Source organism: Kosakonia sp. Marseille-Q7440 (assembly GCF_965119485.1).
Genome location: NZ_CBCPLT010000001.1, coordinates 2710247 through 2728574 on the forward strand (window position 1 = coordinate 2710247; position 18328 = coordinate 2728574).

Annotated in this window: 18 protein-coding genes and 2 pseudogenes; 7 read left to right on the top strand and 13 right to left on the bottom strand. The window is 50.4% G+C overall.

Features of this window, described 5'->3' with window-relative positions:
• The first annotated feature begins 17 nt into the window (after nt 1-17).
• The 7 genes from hisD to hisIE are packed head-to-tail and all read left to right on the top strand — an operon-like array spanning nt 18 to nt 6134.
• On the top strand, nt 18-1322 hold the full coding sequence (gene hisD / locus ACWPW2_RS12750) for a histidinol dehydrogenase (RefSeq protein WP_454123329.1): 1305 nt from the start codon (nt 18-20) through the stop codon (nt 1320-1322).
• Complete coding sequence (hisC, locus tag ACWPW2_RS12755) at nt 1319-2380, top strand: histidinol-phosphate transaminase (RefSeq protein ID WP_454123330.1); 1062 nt, start codon at nt 1319-1321, stop codon at nt 2378-2380. Before hisD ends, hisC begins: the two co-directional genes overlap by 4 nt.
• Nucleotides 2377-3444 carry a bifunctional histidinol-phosphatase/imidazoleglycerol-phosphate dehydratase HisB gene (gene hisB / locus ACWPW2_RS12760; RefSeq protein ID WP_023479121.1) on the top strand — a complete coding sequence of 356 codons (1068 nt, stop codon included), beginning with the start codon at nt 2377-2379 and terminating at the stop codon, nt 3442-3444. The genes hisC and hisB overlap by 4 nt, the downstream gene beginning before the upstream one ends.
• Nucleotides 3444-4034 carry an imidazole glycerol phosphate synthase subunit HisH gene (hisH, locus tag ACWPW2_RS12765; protein ID WP_023479202.1) on the top strand — a complete coding sequence of 197 codons (591 nt, stop codon included), beginning with the start codon at nt 3444-3446 and terminating at the stop codon, nt 4032-4034. The genes hisB and hisH overlap by 1 nt, the downstream gene beginning before the upstream one ends.
• Nucleotides 4034-4771 carry a 1-(5-phosphoribosyl)-5-[(5-phosphoribosylamino)methylideneamino]imidazole-4-carboxamide isomerase gene (hisA, locus tag ACWPW2_RS12770; protein WP_023479177.1) on the top strand — a complete coding sequence of 246 codons (738 nt, stop codon included), beginning with the start codon at nt 4034-4036 and terminating at the stop codon, nt 4769-4771. The genes hisH and hisA overlap by 1 nt, the downstream gene beginning before the upstream one ends.
• A complete protein-coding gene (hisF, locus tag ACWPW2_RS12775; RefSeq protein WP_279793102.1) occupies nt 4753-5529 on the top strand; it encodes an imidazole glycerol phosphate synthase subunit HisF in 777 nt (258 codons plus the stop codon). Before hisA ends, hisF begins: the two co-directional genes overlap by 19 nt.
• Complete coding sequence (gene hisIE / locus ACWPW2_RS12780) at nt 5523-6134, top strand: bifunctional phosphoribosyl-AMP cyclohydrolase/phosphoribosyl-ATP diphosphatase HisIE (protein ID WP_279793101.1); 612 nt, start codon at nt 5523-5525, stop codon at nt 6132-6134. Before hisF ends, hisIE begins: the two co-directional genes overlap by 7 nt.
• Nucleotides 6135-6177: 43 nt before the next feature.
• Here the strand turns inward: hisIE and wzzB are convergent, their stop codons facing one another.
• The 13 genes and pseudogenes from wzzB to ACWPW2_RS12845 all read right to left on the bottom strand — a co-directional run bounded on the left by wzzB (nt 6178) and on the right by ACWPW2_RS12845 (nt 18323).
• Entirely contained in the window at nt 6178-7161 is a 984-nt protein-coding gene (wzzB, locus tag ACWPW2_RS12785; RefSeq protein ID WP_312120106.1) for an LPS O-antigen chain length determinant protein WzzB, read from the bottom strand.
• A 216-nt stretch (nt 7162-7377) separates the two neighbouring features.
• Nucleotides 7378-8544, bottom strand: a complete 1167-nt coding sequence (ugd, locus tag ACWPW2_RS12790; RefSeq protein ID WP_454123334.1) for a UDP-glucose 6-dehydrogenase — start codon at nt 8542-8544, stop codon at nt 7378-7380.
• A 267-nt stretch (nt 8545-8811) separates the two neighbouring features.
• Nucleotides 8812-10218 (bottom strand): NADP-dependent phosphogluconate dehydrogenase, encoded by a 1407-nt coding sequence (gene gndA, locus ACWPW2_RS12795; protein ID WP_023479125.1) that lies wholly within the window; start codon nt 10216-10218, stop codon nt 8812-8814.
• Nucleotides 10219-10435: 217 nt separating this feature from the next.
• Nucleotides 10436-11515 carry a DUF1972 domain-containing protein gene (locus ACWPW2_RS12800; protein ID WP_454123336.1) on the bottom strand — a complete coding sequence of 360 codons (1080 nt, stop codon included), beginning with the start codon at nt 11513-11515 and terminating at the stop codon, nt 10436-10438.
• A 15-nt stretch (nt 11516-11530) separates the two neighbouring features.
• Nucleotides 11531-12424: a glycosyltransferase family 2 protein gene (locus tag ACWPW2_RS12805; RefSeq protein WP_454123338.1), complete on the bottom strand. Its 894-nt coding sequence runs from the start codon at nt 12422-12424 to the stop codon at nt 11531-11533.
• Nucleotides 12425-13390 (bottom strand): EpsG family protein, encoded by a 966-nt coding sequence (locus ACWPW2_RS12810; protein WP_454123340.1) that lies wholly within the window; start codon nt 13388-13390, stop codon nt 12425-12427.
• Between the two features lie 64 nt (nt 13391-13454).
• Nucleotides 13455-14012, bottom strand: coding sequence for a dTDP-4-dehydrorhamnose 3,5-epimerase (gene rfbC, locus ACWPW2_RS12815; protein WP_023479106.1), 558 nt, complete (start codon nt 14010-14012; stop codon nt 13455-13457).
• 19 nt (nt 14013-14031) lie between these two features.
• Nucleotides 14032-15075, bottom strand: coding sequence for a glycosyltransferase family 4 protein (locus ACWPW2_RS12820; protein WP_454123342.1), 1044 nt, complete (start codon nt 15073-15075; stop codon nt 14032-14034).
• 8 nt (nt 15076-15083) lie between these two features.
• A complete protein-coding gene (locus ACWPW2_RS12825; protein WP_454123344.1) occupies nt 15084-16352 on the bottom strand; it encodes an O-antigen translocase in 1269 nt (422 codons plus the stop codon).
• Nucleotides 16349-17461 (bottom strand): DegT/DnrJ/EryC1/StrS family aminotransferase, encoded by a 1113-nt coding sequence (locus tag ACWPW2_RS12830; RefSeq protein ID WP_023479159.1) that lies wholly within the window; start codon nt 17459-17461, stop codon nt 16349-16351. Before ACWPW2_RS12830 ends, ACWPW2_RS12825 begins: the two co-directional genes overlap by 4 nt.
• A 15-nt stretch (nt 17462-17476) precedes the next feature.
• Nucleotides 17477-17731: pseudogene (locus ACWPW2_RS12835) on the bottom strand (acyltransferase); the annotation flags it as partial.
• Nucleotides 17705-17932: pseudogene (locus ACWPW2_RS12840) on the bottom strand (acyltransferase); the annotation flags it as partial. The pseudogenes ACWPW2_RS12840 and ACWPW2_RS12835, both read right to left, overlap by 27 nt.
• The gene (locus ACWPW2_RS12845) at nt 17913-18323 is read right to left on the bottom strand and encodes a sugar 3,4-ketoisomerase (protein WP_023479225.1); all 411 of its coding nucleotides are present in this window, start codon (nt 18321-18323) and stop codon (nt 17913-17915) included. The pseudogene ACWPW2_RS12840 and the gene ACWPW2_RS12845, both read right to left, overlap by 20 nt.
• Between the last annotated feature and the right edge of the window lie 5 nt (nt 18324-18328).

Here is an 18328-nt window from a genome sequence, read left to right on the forward strand (position 1 = left end):
CAGATAAGGAAAAGAGTATGAGCTTTAACACCATCATCGACTGGAACAGCTGTAGTGAAGAGGAGCAGCGCGCCCTCTTGCTGCGCCCGGCGATCTCCGCCTCCGAAAGCATTACCCGTACGGTCGCAGAGATTATTGAAGAAGTTCGCGCGCGCGGCGACGACGCCCTGCGCGCCTTCAGCGCGAAGTTCGACAAAACCCAGGTCGACGCGCTGAAAGTGACCACGCAACAGATTGAAGAAGCCAGCGCCCGCCTGGGCGACGAGATCAAACAGGCGATGGCGGTGGCGGTAAAGAACATCGACACCTTCCACACCGCGCAAATTCTGCCAACCGTGGATGTGGAAACCCTGCCTGGCGTGCGCTGCCAGCAGGTAACCCGCCCGATTGACTCGGTGGGGCTCTATATTCCCGGCGGCTCTGCGCCGCTCTTCTCGACGGTGTTAATGCTGGCGACCCCGGCGCGCATCGCAGGCTGCCGCAAAGTGGTGCTCTGCTCACCGCCGCCTATCGCCGATGAAATCCTCTACGCCGCGCAGCTGTGTGGCGTGCAGGCGGTCTATCAGGTCGGCGGCGCGCAGGCAATTGCCGCTCTCGCCCTCGGCACCGAATCAGTGCCGAAAGTGGATAAGATTTTCGGCCCAGGCAACGCCTTCGTCACCGAAGCGAAACGCCAGGTGAGCCAGCGCCTCGATGGTGCGGCAATTGATATGCCGGCCGGTCCCTCCGAAGTGCTGGTGATTGCCGATAGCGGCGCGACACCGGATTTCGTCGCCTCCGATCTGCTGTCACAGGCGGAGCACGGCCCTGATTCACAGGTGATCCTGCTGACCCCTGATAGCGAAATGGCATCACGCGTGGCGCAGGCCGTTGAGCGCCAGCTTGCCGACCTGCCGCGCGCGGAGACGGCGCGCCAGGCGCTTGCTGCCAGCCGGCTGATTGTGGCGCGCGATCTGGCGCAGTGTGTGCAGATCTCAAACCAGTACGGCCCGGAGCACCTGATTATTCAGACCCGCGACGCGCGGTCGCTGGTGGAGAGCATTACCAGCGCTGGTTCGGTGTTCCTTGGTGACTGGTCGCCGGAGTCGGCGGGCGATTACGCCTCCGGCACTAACCACGTGCTGCCGACCTATGGCTACACCGCGACCTGCTCCAGCCTCGGGCTGGCAGATTTCCAGAAACGCATGACGGTGCAGGAGCTTTCGCGCGAAGGGTTTGCGCAGCTTGCCAGCACCATCGAAACGCTGGCGGCGGCTGAACGCCTGACCGCGCACAAAAACGCCGTTACCCTGCGCGTCAAGGCGCTTAAGGAGCAAGCATGAGCATTGAAGAGCTGGCGCGTAAAAATGTCCGCGAACTGACGCCGTATCAGTCGGCGCGCCGCCTTGGCGGCAAAGGTGATGTCTGGCTGAACGCCAATGAGTTCCCGACCGCAGTCCCGTTTGATTTGACGCAAAACGCGCTCAACCGCTACCCGGAGTGCCAGCCGAAAGCGGTGATCGATAACTACGCCCGGTACGCAGGCGTGAAACCAGAGCAGGTGCTGGTAAGCCGCGGCGCTGATGAAGGGATTGAGTTGCTGATCCGCGCCTTCTGCGAGCCGGGGCAGGATGCGGTGCTCTTCTGCCCGCCGACCTATGGCATGTACAGCGTCAGCGCCGAAACCTTCGGCGTCGAGTACCGCACCGTACTGGCCCGTGAAAACTGGCAGCTGGATTTGCAGGGCATCGCCGATAAACTGGATGGCGTGAAACTGGTCTATGTGTGCAGCCCCAACAACCCGACCGGGCAGATTATCAACCCGCAGGATCTGCGCAGCCTGCTGGAGATGACCCGCGGTAAAGCGCTGGTCATCGCCGATGAAGCCTATATTGAGTTCTGCCCGCAGGCGACCCTCGCCGGCTGGCTGAGTGAATATCCGCACCTGGTTATTCTGCGCACTTTATCAAAAGCCTTTGCGCTGGCGGGGCTGCGCTGCGGCTTTACCCTCGCCAATGAAGAGGTGATCGCCCTGTTGATGAAAGTGATTGCTCCTTACCCGCTCTCCACGCCGGTGGCCGATATTGCTGCGCAGGCGCTCAGCCCGCAGGGCGTTGCGGCAATGCGTGAGCGCGTGGCGCAGATCGTCGCCGAGCGGGTGTTCTTAGTGAATGCATTGCGTGATATTCCCTGCGTTGAGCAGGTGTTCGACTCCGAAACCAACTATATTCTTGTGCGCATGACCGCCTCGAGCGCGGTGTTTAAATCGCTGTGGGATCAGGGCATTATCCTGAGAGACCAGAACAAGCAACCCTCTTTAAGCGGCTGTCTGCGTATCACTATTGGTACCCGTGAAGAGAGCCAGCGCGTCATTGACGCTTTACGTGCGGAGCAAGTATGAGCCAGAAGTACCTGTTTATTGATCGTGACGGAACACTGATTTCCGAGCCGCCCACCGATTTTCAGGTGGACCGATTTGACAAGCTGGCCTTCGAGCCGCAGGCGATCCCGGTGCTGCTCAAGCTGCAGGCAGCGGGCTATAAACTGGTGATGATCACCAATCAGGATGGTCTGGGCACCAGCAGCTTGCCGCAGGCGGATTTTGACGGCCCGCACAACCTGATGATGCAGATTTTCCAGTCCCAGGGCGTAGAGTTCGAAGAGGTGCTGATCTGCCCGCACCTGCCGGCCGATAACTGCGACTGCCGCAAACCGAAAGTGAAACTGGTCGAGCGCTGGCTGGAAGAAGGCGCGCTGGATCGCGCCAACAGCTACGTGATTGGCGATCGCGCCACCGACATTGAGCTGGCGGACAACATGGCGATTGGCGGCCTGCGCTACAACCGTGAAACCCTGAACTGGGCAATGATTGGCGAGCAGCTGACCCGCCGCGACCGCTACGCCCACGTTGTGCGTAACACCAAAGAGACGCAGATCGAGGTCAAGGTGTGGCTCGACCGCGAAGGCGGCAGCAAGATCAATACCGGCGTCGGCTTCTTTGACCATATGCTCGATCAGATCGCCACCCATGGTGGTTTTCGCATGGAGATTGCGGTGAAAGGTGATCTCTATATCGACGATCACCACACCGTAGAAGATACCGGCCTGGCGCTGGGCGAAGCGCTGAAGCTGGCGCTCGGCGATAAGCGTGGCATTAACCGTTTCGGCTTTGTGCTGCCGATGGATGAGTGCCTGGCGCGCTGCGCGATGGATATCTCCGGTCGCCCGCATCTGGAATATAAAGCGGAGTTTACCTATCAGCGCGTCGGCGATTTGAGCACTGAAATGGTGGAGCACTTCTTCCGCTCGCTCTCCTACACCATGGCGCTGACCCTGCACCTGAAGACCAAAGGCAAAAACGATCACCACCGCGTCGAGAGCCTGTTTAAAGCCTTTGGCCGTACGCTGCGCCAGGCGATCCGCGTTGAGGGCGATACCCTTCCCTCTTCAAAAGGAGTGCTGTGATGAATGTGGTGATCCTCGATACCGGCTGCGCCAACCTTCACTCGGTGCAGTCCGCCATTATGCGCCACGGCTATGAGCCGCTGGTCAGCCGCGATCCCGACGTGGTGCTGCGTGCCGACAAGCTGTTTCTGCCGGGCGTAGGCACCGCGCAGGCGGCAATGGATCAGCTGCGCGAGCGCGAGCTGATTGAGCTGGTCAAAGCCTGCACCCAGCCGGTGCTGGGCATCTGCCTCGGTATGCAGCTGCTCGGGCGTTTCAGCGAAGAGAATGGCGGCGTCGACCTGCTGGGCATTATTGATGAAGCGGTGCCGAAAATGAATGATGTCGGGCTGCCGCTGCCGCATATGGGCTGGAACCAGGTCTACCCGAAAGCGGGCCATCGCCTCTTCCAGGGCATTGAGGATGGCGCGTACTTCTACTTTGTTCACAGCTACGCAATGCCGGTGAATGCCAGCACCATCGCCCGTTGTGATTATGGCGAGCCGTTTACCGCCGCCGTACAGAGCGACAACTTCTACGGCGTGCAGTTTCACCCGGAGCGCTCAGGGCGTGCGGGTGCGCAGCTGCTGAAAAACTTCCTGGAGATGTGATGATCATTCCCGCTTTAGATTTAATTGATGGCAGCGTGGTGCGCCTGCATCAGGGCGATTACGCCCAGCAGCGCGACTATGGCAGCGATCCGCTGCCGCGCTTGCAGGAGTACGCCGCTCAGGGCGCGCAGCTGTTACACCTCGTCGATTTGACCGGTGCGAAAGATCCGGCGCGTCGCCAGATCCCGTTACTGAAAACGCTGGTGGCGGGCGTTACTGTGCCGGTGCAGGTTGGCGGCGGCGTGCGCAGCGAGGAGGATGTTGCCGCTCTGCTCGACGCGGGCGTGGCGCGGGTGGTGATTGGCTCGACGGCGGTGAAATCGCCCGAGACGGTCAAAGGCTGGTTTACCCGTTTCGGCGCCGACAAGCTGGTGCTGGCGCTGGATGTGCGCATTGATGAGCAAGGCACAAAACAGGTTGCCATCAGCGGCTGGCAGGAGAACTCCGGCGTGACGCTGGAAGCGCTGGTGGAGACCTATCTCGCCGTTGGCCTGCGCCACGTGTTGTGCACGGATATCTCCCGCGACGGCACGCTGGCAGGCTCGAATGTGTCGCTGTATGAAGAGATCTGCGCCCGCTGGCCGCAGGTGGCGTTTCAATCCTCTGGCGGCATTGGCGACATTAATGATATCGCCGCGCTGCGCGGAACAGGCGTAGGCGGCGTGATTGTCGGCCGTGCGCTGCTGGAAGGTAAATTTACGGTGAAGGAGGCCATTCAATGCTGGCAAAACGGATAATTCCTTGTCTCGATGTGCGTGATGGCCAGGTGGTGAAAGGCGTGCAGTTTCGCAACCACGAAATCATCGGCGACATTGTGCCGCTGGCAAAACGCTACGCCGAGGAAGGCGCAGATGAGCTGGTGTTTTACGATATCACCGCCTCCAGCGATGGCCGCGTGGTGGATAAGAGTTGGGTTACGCGCGTGGCGGAGGTGATTGATATCCCCTTCTGCGTGGCGGGCGGCATCAAGTCGATTGAGGACGCGGCGCAGATCCTCTCCTTCGGCGCGGACAAAATCTCGATTAACTCACCGGCGCTGGCGGATCCTGAGCTGATTACCCGGCTGGCGGATCGCTTTGGCGTGCAGTGCATTGTGGTGGGGATTGATACCTGGTTTGATGCCGAAACCGGCAAGTATCACGTGAATCAATATACCGGCGATGAGAGCCGCACGCGTGTGACGCAGTGGGAAACACTCGACTGGGTACAGGAAGTGCAGAAGCGCGGTGCCGGTGAAATTGTGCTGAATATGATGAACCAGGATGGCGTGCGTAATGGCTATGACCTGGAGCAACTGAAAAAAGTGCGCGAGGTGTGCAATGTGCCGCTGATCGCATCCGGCGGTGCCGGCACGATGGAACACTTCCTTGAAGCCTTCCGCGATGCGGATGTCGATGGCGCGCTGGCGGCCTCGGTGTTCCACAAACAGATTATCAATATTGGTGAATTAAAAGCGTACCTGGCAGGCCAGGGCGTGGAGATCAGGGTATGTTAACAGAGCAACAACTCTCCCAACTGGACTGGGAAAAAACCGACGGACTGCTGCCCGCCGTGGTGCAACATGCAGTCTCCGGCGAAGTGCTGATGCTGGGCTATATGAACAAAGAGGCACTGGCGAAAACGCTGGAGAGCGGCAAAGTGACCTTCTTCTCCCGCACCAAAGGACGCCTGTGGACCAAAGGCGAAACCTCCGGACACTTCCTCAATGTGGTGAAGATTGCACCTGATTGCGACAACGATACGCTGCTGGTGCTGGTTAATCCGATTGGCCCCACCTGCCATAAAGGCACTTCAAGCTGCTTTGGCGACACCAGCCACCAGTGGCTGTTCCTCTATCAGCTGGAAACGCTGCTGGCCGAGCGTAAGAGCGCCGATCCGGCAAGTTCCTATACCGCCAAACTTTATGCCAGCGGCACGAAGCGTATTGCGCAGAAGGTTGGTGAAGAAGGCGTAGAGACGGCGCTGGCGGCAACGGTGAACGACCGCGAAGAGCTGACTAATGAGGCATCGGATCTGATGTATCACCTGCTGGTGCTGCTACAGGATCAAAATCTCGATTTGACCACGGTGATTGAGAACCTGCGCGCGCGGCACCAGTAGATTGCGGGCATAAAAAAACCGGGCACTGCCCGGTTTTTCTTTTTTACGCTTTCGGCTGGTAGTTGCGCAGCGCGTTTCTCAAAAGAACCACTCCCGAGCCCGCCAGTGTGCCCAGGATCAGCGCAAGGATCATTGTCAGCGCCTTACGGGGGCTATCACGATGAATCGGCAAAGAGGGTTTCATTACATAACGATAGCTGTGGATGGTGTCCGGCTTGACTTCAATCGTCTGCAAATCGAGGAGGTTCTTACGCGTTTTGTAGTAATCCTCAGAGAAAACCAGTGGCCGCGATGATTCGTTTTTGATCATCGATTCCAGCGCAGAGCTGCCCAGCAGGAACATCGTATCCTGCGACACATTTTCGGTCTGCTGGATCTGCGGCGCGTTCACCTTTGACTCTTTAGCAACGGCAAGCGCCTGCATAATCTGGCGGATGCGCAAATCTTTTTGCTCCTGCGCCACCCTCTCCTGCGTGCTCAGCGACTCCATTAAATTGCTGGCGCGCGATTTGATGTTGATATCTAAATCGCTCACCAACTCTTTGCCGATAAGCTGATCGATCTCCTCAATATACTCAGCCAGTTTCTGCTGCGCGTATTTTGCCGATGCACCCTGATAAGTCACCTTCAGCGGCAGCGACTGCCCCTGTACGGCGGTATCAATGGTCAGCTTTTCTGGAATATCCTGATTATTGAGCGTTTCAGAAAGAGCGGAAAATGCAGAGTTGAACCGTCCAATTACCCGCTCCTGAATGCCGGTGATATCAAAACGGTTGTCATTGCTGACGATGCTCATGGCGCTGGTATAGTTTACAATTTGACCGGCATCTGGCGCACTAATGACAGCGACTGAAGTCCATTTCTCTTTTGCAAAAGCCAAATAAATGCCAGCTATAATTAAGCTCAATACAACGAAGAGGGCAACAACCATTTTGCCGCGCCAGATTTGCAATAAAATATCAATCAAATCAATACTCTCAGCTTCGTTGCTCTGCCGGTAAGGCAGTTTGTTTCTTTCGTCAGTCATAGCCACCCTAAATAATAAGAGCGAAAAAAGAGTCGTAAAACGCGAGTTTAGCGGTTCGCTATCTTTTTGCTATAGGATTACGTGTAAATAAATGTTAGCAAGTACACTTTAAGCAATCATACGAACTTATTACTATTATTCCTGGCGTAAATAAGGCGTTAATGCAAACTGAACAAAAAACGGCCCATCAGGGCCGTTTGTTTTTACGGTTTATGATTAATCGTTGTTGAATAAGTCACGGGTATAGACTTTATCTTCTACGTCTGCCAGTTCACGTGCCATGCGGTTGGAGACGATAACATCTGCTTCTTGTTTAAACGCCTCAAGATCGCGCACCACGCGCGAGTGGAAGAACTCATCTTCCTGCATCACCGGCTCATAGACGATGACCTGCACGCCTTTCGCTTTAATGCGCTTCATGATGCCCTGAATTGACGAGGCGCGGAAATTGTCTGAACCGCTCTTCATCACCAGGCGGTAGATACCGACAACTTTCGGTTTGCGCGCCAGGATAGAGTCAGCAATAAAGTCTTTACGCGTGCGGTTAGCATCAACAATGGCCGAAATAATGTTATTCGGCACCGACTGATAGTTCGCCAGCAGCTGCTTGGTATCTTTCGGCAGGCAGTAGCCGCCGTAACCAAATGAAGGGTTGTTGTAGTGATTGCCAATACGCGGATCGAGGCATACACCTTCGATAATCTGACGACTATTCAGCCCGAGGCTCTCAGCATAGCTATCCAGCTCGTTAAAATACGCTACGCGCATTGCCAGGTAGGTGTTGGCAAACAGTTTGATCGCTTCTGCTTCGGTAGAGTCGGTAAACAGCACCGGAATATCTTGTTTGATAGCGCCTTCCTGCAGCAGCGCCGCAAAGCGCTCGGCGCGTTCTGAGCGCTCGCCAATCACGATACGTGAAGGGTGCAGGTTGTCATACAGCGCTCGGCCTTCGCGCAGGAACTCTGGCGAGAAAATGACATTATCAATGCCCAGCTTCTCTTTAATCGACTGGGTAAAGCCCACCGGGATGGTCGATTTGATAATCATCACCGCCTGGGGATTGATGGCGTGAACATCGCGGATCACTGACTCTACACTGCTGGTATTAAAGTAGTTAGTTTTGGGATCGTAATCCGTCGGCGTGGCGATAATGACGTAATCAGCGTTGCGGTAGGCGTCATGCTTATCCGTTGTGGCGCGGAAATTGAGCAGCTTAGTCTGCAAATACTCCTCAATCTCTTTATCCACGATCGGAGAAATTTTCTCATTAAGCATATCCACTTTGGACTGCACAATATCGAGCGCGACGACTTCATGGTTCTGCGCGATAAGGATCCCGTTTGATAACCCAACGTAACCTGTTCCGGAGATTGTTATTTTCATTCGATAAGCAACTTTTGTCAGTGTATGAAACCGGAGGTGGCGATCCCATCGCCACCGCTTTATATCAATAACTGTTGGGGTTTTTACCTCTTCCGTTGAGAGAGTGTCAATAAGACAAACAGCGGCTACAAAGCCCGCCCTGCCTGAGTTTGCCTGGCTTTATTCCTAAAAATAAATGTCCGATCCCCGTAATTATCGCGGTTTCGATGAAAAAAAAGCCCGGTTTTAACGACCGGGCTTGTATTCAACTAATGGATGATTATCAGATTAATCCAGCCATTCCGTATGGAATACGCCGTCTTTATCAGTGCGCTTGTAAGTGTGCGCGCCGAAGTAGTCACGCTGCGCCTGAATCAGGTTCGCTGGCAGCACCGCAGAGCGGTAGCTGTCGTAATAAGCGACGGCGGCGGAGAAAGTCGGTACCGGAATACCGTTCTGAACCGCATAGGCGACAACATCACGCAGCGCCTGCTGGTAATCATCAGCGATCTGCTTGAAGTAAGGGGCCAGCAGCAGGTTAGCGATAGCCGGGTTTTCTGCATAGGCATCGGTGATTTTCTGCAGGAACTGCGCACGAATGATGCAGCCTGCGCGGAAGATCTTCGCGATTTCGCCGTAGTTCAGATCCCAGTTGTGCTCGTCAGAGGCGGCACGCAGCTGAGAGAAGCCCTGCGCGTAGGAGACGATTTTGCCCAGATAGAGTGCGCGACGCACTTTCTCAATGAACTCCGCTTTATCACCGGCCGGTTTAGCCTGCGGGCCAGAAAGAACTTTGGAAGCCGCAACGCGCTGCTCTTTCAGAGAGGAGATGTAACGAGCGAATACTGATTCGGTGATCAGCGACAGCGGCTCGCCGAGATCCAGCGAGCTCTGGCTGGTCCATTTACCAGTACCTTTGTTAGCCGCTTCATCAAGGATCACATCAACCAGGTAAGTGCCCTCTTCATCTTTCTTAGTGAAGATATCTTTGGTGATGTCGATCAGGTAGCTGCTCAGCTCGCCCGCATTCCACTCGCTGAAAGTTTTTGCCAGCTCGTCGTTGGAGAGGTTCAGGCCGCCTTTCAGCAGGGCATACGCCTCTGCAATAAGCTGCATATCGCCATATTCGATACCGTTGTGCACCATTTTGACATAGTGACCGGCACCATCAGGACCGATATAGGTAACGCACGGCTCGCCATCTTCAGCTACCGCAGCAATTTTGGTCAGGATCGGCGCAACCAGCTCGTAAGCCTCTTTCTGGCCGCCAGGCATGATAGAAGGCCCTTTCAGCGCGCCCTCTTCACCGCCGGAAACGCCGGTGCCGATAAAGTTGAAGCCTTCCGCAGAGAGTTCACGGTTACGGCGGATGGTGTCGTGGAAGAACGTATTACCACCATCAATGATGATGTCGCCTTTATCCAGGTACGGCTTCAGGGAGTCAATCGCGGCATCGGTACCCGCGCCGGCTTTCACCATCAGCAGAATGCGGCGGGGAGTTTCCAGAGATTCGACAAATTCTTGTACGGTGTAGTAAGGAACCAGCTTTTTGCCTGGGTTCTCGGCAACAACTTCTTCGGTTTTTTCGCGCGAGCGGTTGAAGATAGAAACGGTATAGCCACGGCTTTCGATATTCAGCGCCAGATTGCGCCCCATCACTGCCATACCAACAACGCCGATCTGTTGCTTGGACATTACATACTCCTGTCAGGTGTGGTCACCGCATATGCGCGGCTTGATAAACTGTTAAGATACTAACTCACTTCAAGGATAAAGGAATAGCGAAAGGTGTCATTAAATAATGGGGCATATTGCTTAGTATATTAACCCTATTAAGAATTACCTTAATAACCGTAGAATATATTTTATGCTATTCAGAAAAGCAGAAGTATTACTCTTCTAATGATTGCGCTCAAAAAAGCTGCTCATACATAGCCGCAATATTTTTCCAGCAATATTTTTCTTCAGCGATCTCTTTTAATTTATCGCGTTTGGCTTCGATTTCCCCATTGTGCAATCCTTGTGCGAGTTGCTGAAGCTCAGCACTGGTCGAAAAATAGAGTGCGCAACCATCAGTCGTAAAGCGGTTGAATGTACAGTCAAAGGCAATGATCGGGATCGTAAAATGCATCGCTTCAACCAGGGACGGGTTCGTTCCCCCCGCTGAATGACCGTGGATATAGGCCGCACAGTTTTTTCTTAAGCCGTACAAATTTGCGATTTCATAATCGGGATCGAGGATTTCAATATTTGGCAGATTCTTATATTTCTCTTTTAGTTTCGCCCCATATTCACTGTAATCCCAGTTACCCATAAACTTAAGCTTCAAACCGCTGGCAGCAAACGACTCGAGGATCATATCGACATTATTTTCAGGCTCAATCCTGCACAGCCCTAAGAAATAATCTGCAGATGTATTAAGCGGTGAAGATAAAGATTTCCCGGCTGCTACCGCATGGTCACCACCATAAGCAATGACCTCGCTTTTCCGTCCATATTCTTGCTCGACATATTCCGCGATTGCCTGGTTATCAGCAATAACCACATCAGAATATTTAACAGCAATTTGTTCTGATTTTTTCAAAAACCATTTTGCTTTCGGGCTCCATTTATTTCTGCGCCACTCCAGACCATCGATATTAGTGATCACTCTGGATTTGGATAACAGACGGTACACCGGCAGGAAAATGCAGCCTGATACACCCAGAATCAAGACGACGTCAGGTCGTTTGAAAAGGCAAACCAGCAGGCACAGAATATCGTACAGAATACTGGAGGCACCATTGGCGTTGAGCGGTAAATAGATCAGCTCAGCGTTATTATATTTTTTTGCTTTTTGCGTATATTTTACTGATGAGCAGAAAACTTCATAGTTTATTTTATCAGATTGATAATCAACTAAATTTTGCACCAGAGATTCAAATCCGCCATAGCATGCTGGTAAACCGACTGTACCTACAACTGCCACTTTCTTCCGAGAAAAATTACCCATCTCACACCTATAAAATTATAAACCTTTGCTCATCTTTTTCCGAAATGCATCAGCAACGGACTTCATAACAACTTTTAACGAATGCTTTTTGTTCTGGGAGTAAATAATTTCAAAAACAATGTTTTTAATTGCGTGGAACGCCAGATGATATCGATATTTAAATGAATAACCAGAAAACGTCATCAAATAGAGTGCGTTTCTGATTTTATAATAGTTCCGGAAGGAGTTGTGAATCGTGACAGAACGTCCAGCAAAGTTCTTCTGACCGTAACCGAGTTCATGGGAAATCATAACGTCAGGCGACTGAACAATGATGAATCCCTTACTTACCGCACGCCAGCACCACTCTGTATCGACCCAATCGATAAATAGCTCTTCCATGAAGGGACCGACTTCTGACCACGCCTTTTCAGAGATGAGCATACCCGACGCTATTACATGCGATGGATACAAGCATTTACCGCTCTCATGCGTATAAATTTTGGTACTGGTAAAGGTGTTAAGCGAAACTGACGGATGAACGTAATTAGTGCGTAGGTCTTTAAAAAATGGCGAAACACATCCCACTTTCTGACCTGCCGCATGAGGTTGCTCATAAATACGCTGTAACTTCTCAACCGTATCGTCCGGAAAAACAGTATCCTGGTCAGAGAAAAAGAAATAGTCGCAGTGATGTTTTTTAGCTATCTGCACACCATAATTCTGCGCATAGGCGATCCCTTTATTTTCGCCAAGAACGATCAATTCAATATTATCTGCGGCCAGCGTTGAAAGCGAGTCAACATTGGTTGACCCATTATCTACAACAATAACCTGGGTTACCTGACGGGTTAAAGATGCTACACATTGCGATATTTTTTCAGGCTCTGGATTATAAGTTACAACGATAGCACATGTTACTTTACTCATTTAATCAATAACCCCAAACAGATAATGATAATAAAACGCCAGGTAAAGAAGAATGACCACTTTCCCAAGAACCAGGTAGATATTTGTCGCCCGCTGCTCAACGAATACGCCGATGGTCAACATCAGGAAGAAATACATCTCCAGGATCCTGAAAGCCATCACCGGAAGCGAGAACATGGCAAAAACAATGTATTGCAAAATGGCGAAATAGAAAAAGTTATTAAAATATTTATTCGCCGGAGCCTTTATTGTATGCCTGACTATCAGATACCAGGCTGTAAAGGATAGTGACAGTGAGTTGATCACATTTACCGCAGCGTCATTACCTATCTTTCGGCCTATGCTAAAGGTTCGGATATAAGAAATCAGTTGTTCCGTTAATCCAGTAACATAGATAAACAGGAACCCACCCGCGATAATATTGCCCATCAGGCGGAATCGTGCGTGATGGACATAGGGGTACAGGAAAAGAAAAGGTAGCGCAGACCAGTGCGTCGCTATGGCTAACAGCACGGTGATATAATAGGCTTTTACTCTTTTTTCAAATAAAAAAAGCATGCTATATATCAGCACTGAGATGCACAGACCATTTCTAAACTGCGTATAATCTAATACCCACGTTGAGACCAGTAGATAATAGAGGAGAAAGATGACCAGGCATTGTGTATTTGAGGAATATTTTGCGTAGAAAATACATTTCAACAACAAAGAGAGCAGCAGGACTGTAAATATCACGACCGTGTAGTCAGTCGTGATTTCCAGCAAGATGCGATAAAGCAATTCCAAAAAAACAGTCTGATCGAGTCCGGAGAAGATCGCCACATAGTTTGCATAATCGCGGCTAATACCTATAAATTGAGTATTACCCAGGAAGAAGCCAACTATTAATACCGCTATAAGAAAGAAAAAGGTCATACTCAGTGTATTAACACTGCGGTTATGACTGGAGACATCATCTGTTTTCATAAAATGAGCTTTAAATTAGAATAGCGACCATTCCACATGATGATTTCCGCAGCTGCATGAGGCATTAGAAAAATGCTTTTTCATCAAGCGCATCGATATGCAGAGCCTCGAGATCTTTTTTGGAAAGATTGTAATCAACGTCAAGCGCCGGCCATTCAATATTGAGCGTCGGATCGTTGTAAGCAATGGCCATCTGATGATCCGGAGCATAATAACTCGTCGTCTTATACAAAAATTCAGCGTGATCGCTCACCACCAAAAACCCGTGGGCGAAGCCTTCCGGGATCCAAAATTGGCGTTTGTTTTCAGCCGATAACGTCACACCAACCCATTTTTTAAAGGTCGGTGAATCGACACGCAAGTCAACGGCGACATCGAAGACTTCCCCGGCCACGCATCTCACCAGTTTGCCCTGAGCGTATGGATTCAACTGGTAGTGTAAGCCGCGCAACACGCCTTTACTCGATTTTGAGTGGTTATCCTGGACGAAATCAACATCTCTACCGGTGCTCCGCTGAAAATCATTGCGATTAAAACTCTCCATGAAAAAACCGCGCTCATCGCCATGAACAACCGGTTCGATAATCAATAAATCAGAGATTTCAGTTTTAATTATTTTCATAGAATTTACCATTGAGATATTAATGCTTTTGGATCAGTGAATTGAATTGTTGCCCGATTGTCTTCCAATCATATTTGGCAACGGCGGTAATATTGCGCTGGATTTCACTATTATAACTTGTTGAATCCAGCTCAAAGGCTGACTTAATCTTCTCTGTTAACAGGTTGGGATCAAATGTCGTCAGCGTAAAATGACTTTCCGTCTCGGTCAGCGGCGCGTAATTTGAGATGACCAAACACCCTGAAGCCATCGACTCGGCACACGGATAGTGGAAAGCACCATCCTCAATCAATCCGACAGCCAGCATCAGGTGATTTCGTCGGTAGAACGTAGCCAGCTCTTCATCTGAGGAGATAGCGTAGAAACAGTAATTTATTCCAGCTGTTTCGAGTTTAGCTCTATTCTCATCACTCAGGTAGATGGCAATATTCAGTGTAATATCGTGCCGGTAAGGGTGAGCGCATAATACGTCGATGAGTTCATCAGAACCTTTATGCTTTTCCTGACGCCCGATAAATCCAATCGTCTGGATTTTGAAACTATCGTTTATCTCCTGTGGTTTGAATAGATTCAAATCCAGACCAGCAGGAATGACCGCTTCATAGTTATTTATCTTTGCCGGTAAGATATCTTTATGGTTAACGATTTTGCGCAGCGGTAATAAATAGGTCAGATAGGCAAATAATTTTCTCAGGCTGTTTTTGCCGAACATCACTTCATAAGCCTGGATGTAATACAATTTCTTTTTATTCGATATTGGCAATAAAGCAACCAGGTAAGCCATCATATGGAAATTGGCGAGCACAATATCAGGCTTCTGCTTTTTGCATTCGCGCCATAGATAAAAATAAGTCATTGCCAGCCTGACATATTTATTGTTAGAAGTGCTTTTTTGACTTAATGCAATACTCGCTTTGGTCGGGTAATAAGGTTTTTCAGCCTGGCCCTGCGGGACAACAAAAGTGACTTCATTTCCATGATCAACGAGCTGTGTCGCAACCTGAGACAGCACTCGTTCCCCTCCAGCTCTTCCGAAGCCCAATACCGGAATAACTATATTCAACTGCAACCTCACCTGTTGGCACGTACACGCACATTGATGTAATTGGTAAAGACAAAGGCAAAAATAGTGTAAGCGCTATAAGTCATAGCATATGCAAAATTAGCGCCCTGAACTCCATAAATCGCGACGAAATAATTACACAAGATAACGAACAGCGCAGCGAAAAGTAATTCAGAAACAATAAATACCTTTGTGTGCCCCTGCGCCTGTAAAGGGTAGGCATACATAAAGCCGATGATTTTTATAACGTCACCGATCAACTGCCAGGCAAACAGATCTCTGGCGGTTCTGAATTCTTCAGTAAATAACAGCGTGATGCTCAAATCGCGAAAAAGATAAATCCCACCTGCCAGCACCATCGTCACCATGGCAATGTAAGGCATAACGGAGTTCACTTCGCGTTTGATCAGAATGCTATCCTGCAACACGGAAAGCCGCGGCAAAAAGTAGGTCGATAACGCTATTGTAATGACGCCAAGATAGACTTCGGAAATCTTCCACACCGCCTGCCAGTGGCCCGCACCATCCCAGCCTGTATGCGCAATGAGGATCTTACGAATAAAAATCATCACTACCGGCATCGCTGCCGCAGTTGCCAGAGCCATTAGCGCATATTTAGCGATGGAAGTGAGGTGCTGCTTTTCTGTTTCACCCCACCAATACTTCAGACGGAACCATGGTTGTTTCAGGCAAGAGATCATCAAAACGATGCCCGCAATACCGCTGTTCATTGCGGCCGCGATAAGCGCACCGTTCAGACCAAAGAAGACAACCAGCAGGATCATAACTATGGTGGAGATAACAACGGACAACATCCCCAGCAGAATGAATTGCTTATATTTCTGCTGTCCGTTTAGCACCGAGGATATGAGCGTATTTAATGTTGTGAAAGGCAGAAGGCAGGAGGCGAAAACAACGACCCACGCATATGCCCCGTTTTCAAAAACCTCGATCGCTAACGGGCGCGAAAACACAATAATAAGCGGAATGACTAACAACATAGCCATTCCGGATATTTTGATGCACGCGCGCCACCACGGCGCGCAAACGGCAGCATCGCCCTTCCAGGATTCGGCGGTATAACGCACTAAGCCGGTACTTACCGGCGCAGTGGTGATACCCGTGCTGAGCGTTATCAGGCTTTGCAGCTGTCCAAGCATAGCAATACCGGCAGGACCGGTATAAATAGCCACAATCTTGCCAACAATAAATCCTGCTATCATTTTTAAAAATGTATAGAAGGCCGTCAGCACGGTGACCTGGAATATTTTTTTCATTCTTTATATTTGTTTATTACGTCAATAACGTAATCAACATCCTCATCACTCATAACCGGACTGATAGGGAGAGAGAGAATTTCCTCATGAATTTGCTCGGAGATGGGGAGCTGCAGTGCCGATAATTCATGGCTATAGGCTTGTTGGCGATGCGGAGGAATGGGGTAATGGATGAGGGTTTGCACACCATTGGCATCAAGATACGCTTTGAAGTTTGCACGATTCGCTGAGCGAATAACGAAAAGATGCCATACATGAGCAGACTGCTCTTTCACCTCAGGAAGAACAATATGCGCATTTTTGATTTCGCTAATGTATCTGTTAGCGATTCTCTGACGTTCAGCGGTGTCGCTGTCGAGCAGCGGCAGCTTGGCACGCAGCAGAGCAGCCTGCAGTTCGTCTAAGCGACTGTTCTGGCCCTGGTAAAGGTTTTCATATTTCTTATGGGAGCCGTAATTACGCAGCGCTTTCAGCATTTCCGCGAGCTTCGCGTCATTTGTTGTGATCGCTCCTGCATCGCCAATCGCCCCGAGGTTTTTACCCGGATAGAAACTAAATCCGGCAGCATCACCCCACGCACCCGCTTTTTTATTGTGCGCTACCGCGCCGTGCGCCTGGGCACAATCTTCAAGAATGAGCAGATTATGTTTTTTGGCAATATCCACCAGCGCACTCATATCGCAGAGTTGGCCATAAAGATGAACAGGCAGGATCGCTTTTGTTTTATCAGTAATAGCGCGTTCGGTTAATTGCGGATCAAGATTATAGGTATTGAGATCGGGCTCAACCAGAACCGGCTTAAGGTTATTTTCAGTGATAGCCAGGATGGTCGCGATATAGGTGTTTGACGGAACGATAACTTCATCGCCATCATTCATTAAGCCCATTGTTTTCCAGGCGCGCAGCGTCAATACCAGTGCATCCAGGCCATTTGCAACGCCGATGCAGTGTTCAACGCCACAATATTCAGCAAACTCACGTTCGAACTGTGCTAACTCTTCGCCCATGATATACCAGCCAGAATGCAGAACGCGGGTAAAAGCCTCCGTCAGTTCTTTACTCTGTCTTTCGTTTATGCCGCCTAAATCAAGAAATTTAACTTGTTTCATTTATTCCCCACTCACCTTTCCAATAATCCGCGCTGGATTTCCCGCGACGATGGTATCGGCTGGTACATTTTTCGTTACCACGCTCCCCGCCCCTACCATTGCATTTTCACCTATTTCAATTCCAGGTAATATCGTTGCATTGGCACCAATCGAAGCACCTTTCCTGACATAGGTTCTCAGGAACTCTTCCGGGTATTGTTTTGAGCGCGGATGTTTGTCATTAGTGAAAGCGACAGAGGGGCCGATAAATACGTTATCTTCGATGGTAATCCCATCCCAAATATAGACGCCGCTTTTAACGGTAACTGAATCGCCAATTTGCACATCGTTTTCGATTAACGTATTTGCGCAAATATTGCAATTTTTACCAATAACAGCACCTTTCAAGATAACAACAAATTGCCAGACAGTCGTGCCCTCACCAATCGAGGTCGATTGTACATCACTCAACTTATGAATGTTCATTGTCATGTACTATGTTTAAAAAATCATCGTAATTTCTGATGTAGTCTGACTCGTCATAATAATCATCTGCAATGACCATCAGAATACAGTCGTCACTGAAATCATACATCTCATGCCAGATATAGGGCGGTATTAATAACCCTACCGCCGGATCGCTTAATTCTATTTCTTTGGTATTTTTTCCATCATTCATATGGAATTTGCATGAGCCGCGCGCAACGACAGCCAACTGATTTGTTGCTTTATGCGCATGAAAGCCGCGTCGGACACCTTTCAGCGTATCGAAAATGTAATAGATACGTTTAATCGGGAAGGGAATATTTCTGTCTTCCTCAAGTGCAACTAACAGCCCGCGTTCATCACCATGCTTTTGCAAAGGAATTAATCGGATCTCCATATTAA

Excerpts from the sequence above, each read along its gene's own strand:
- hisD (WP_454123329.1), top strand. The coding sequence starts at position 18 with ATGAGCTTTAACACCATCATCGACTGGAACAGCTGTAGTGAAGAGGAG.
- hisC (WP_454123330.1), top strand. The coding sequence starts at position 1,319 with ATGAGCATTGAAGAGCTGGCGCGTAAAAATGTCCGCGAACTGACGCCG.
- hisB (WP_023479121.1), top strand. The coding sequence starts at position 2,377 with ATGAGCCAGAAGTACCTGTTTATTGATCGTGACGGAACACTGATTTCC.
- hisH (WP_023479202.1), top strand. The coding sequence starts at position 3,444 with ATGAATGTGGTGATCCTCGATACCGGCTGCGCCAACCTTCACTCGGTG.
- hisA (WP_023479177.1), top strand. The coding sequence starts at position 4,034 with ATGATCATTCCCGCTTTAGATTTAATTGATGGCAGCGTGGTGCGCCTG.
- hisF (WP_279793102.1), top strand. The coding sequence starts at position 4,753 with ATGCTGGCAAAACGGATAATTCCTTGTCTCGATGTGCGTGATGGCCAG.
- hisIE (WP_279793101.1), top strand. The coding sequence starts at position 5,523 with ATGTTAACAGAGCAACAACTCTCCCAACTGGACTGGGAAAAAACCGAC.
- wzzB (WP_312120106.1), bottom strand. The coding sequence starts at position 7,161 with ATGACTGACGAAAGAAACAAACTGCCTTACCGGCAGAGCAACGAAGCT.
- ugd (WP_454123334.1), bottom strand. The coding sequence starts at position 8,544 with ATGAAAATAACAATCTCCGGAACAGGTTACGTTGGGTTATCAAACGGG.
- gndA (WP_023479125.1), bottom strand. The coding sequence starts at position 10,218 with ATGTCCAAGCAACAGATCGGCGTTGTTGGTATGGCAGTGATGGGGCGC.
- ACWPW2_RS12800 (WP_454123336.1), bottom strand. The coding sequence starts at position 11,515 with ATGGGTAATTTTTCTCGGAAGAAAGTGGCAGTTGTAGGTACAGTCGGT.
- ACWPW2_RS12805 (WP_454123338.1), bottom strand. The coding sequence starts at position 12,424 with ATGAGTAAAGTAACATGTGCTATCGTTGTAACTTATAATCCAGAGCCT.
- ACWPW2_RS12810 (WP_454123340.1), bottom strand. The coding sequence starts at position 13,390 with ATGAAAACAGATGATGTCTCCAGTCATAACCGCAGTGTTAATACACTG.
- rfbC (WP_023479106.1), bottom strand. The coding sequence starts at position 14,012 with ATGAAAATAATTAAAACTGAAATCTCTGATTTATTGATTATCGAACCG.
- ACWPW2_RS12825 (WP_454123344.1), bottom strand. The coding sequence starts at position 16,352 with ATGAAAAAAATATTCCAGGTCACCGTGCTGACGGCCTTCTATACATTT.
- ACWPW2_RS12830 (WP_023479159.1), bottom strand. The coding sequence starts at position 17,461 with ATGAAACAAGTTAAATTTCTTGATTTAGGCGGCATAAACGAAAGACAG.
- ACWPW2_RS12845 (WP_023479225.1), bottom strand. The coding sequence starts at position 18,323 with ATGGAGATCCGATTAATTCCTTTGCAAAAGCATGGTGATGAACGCGGG.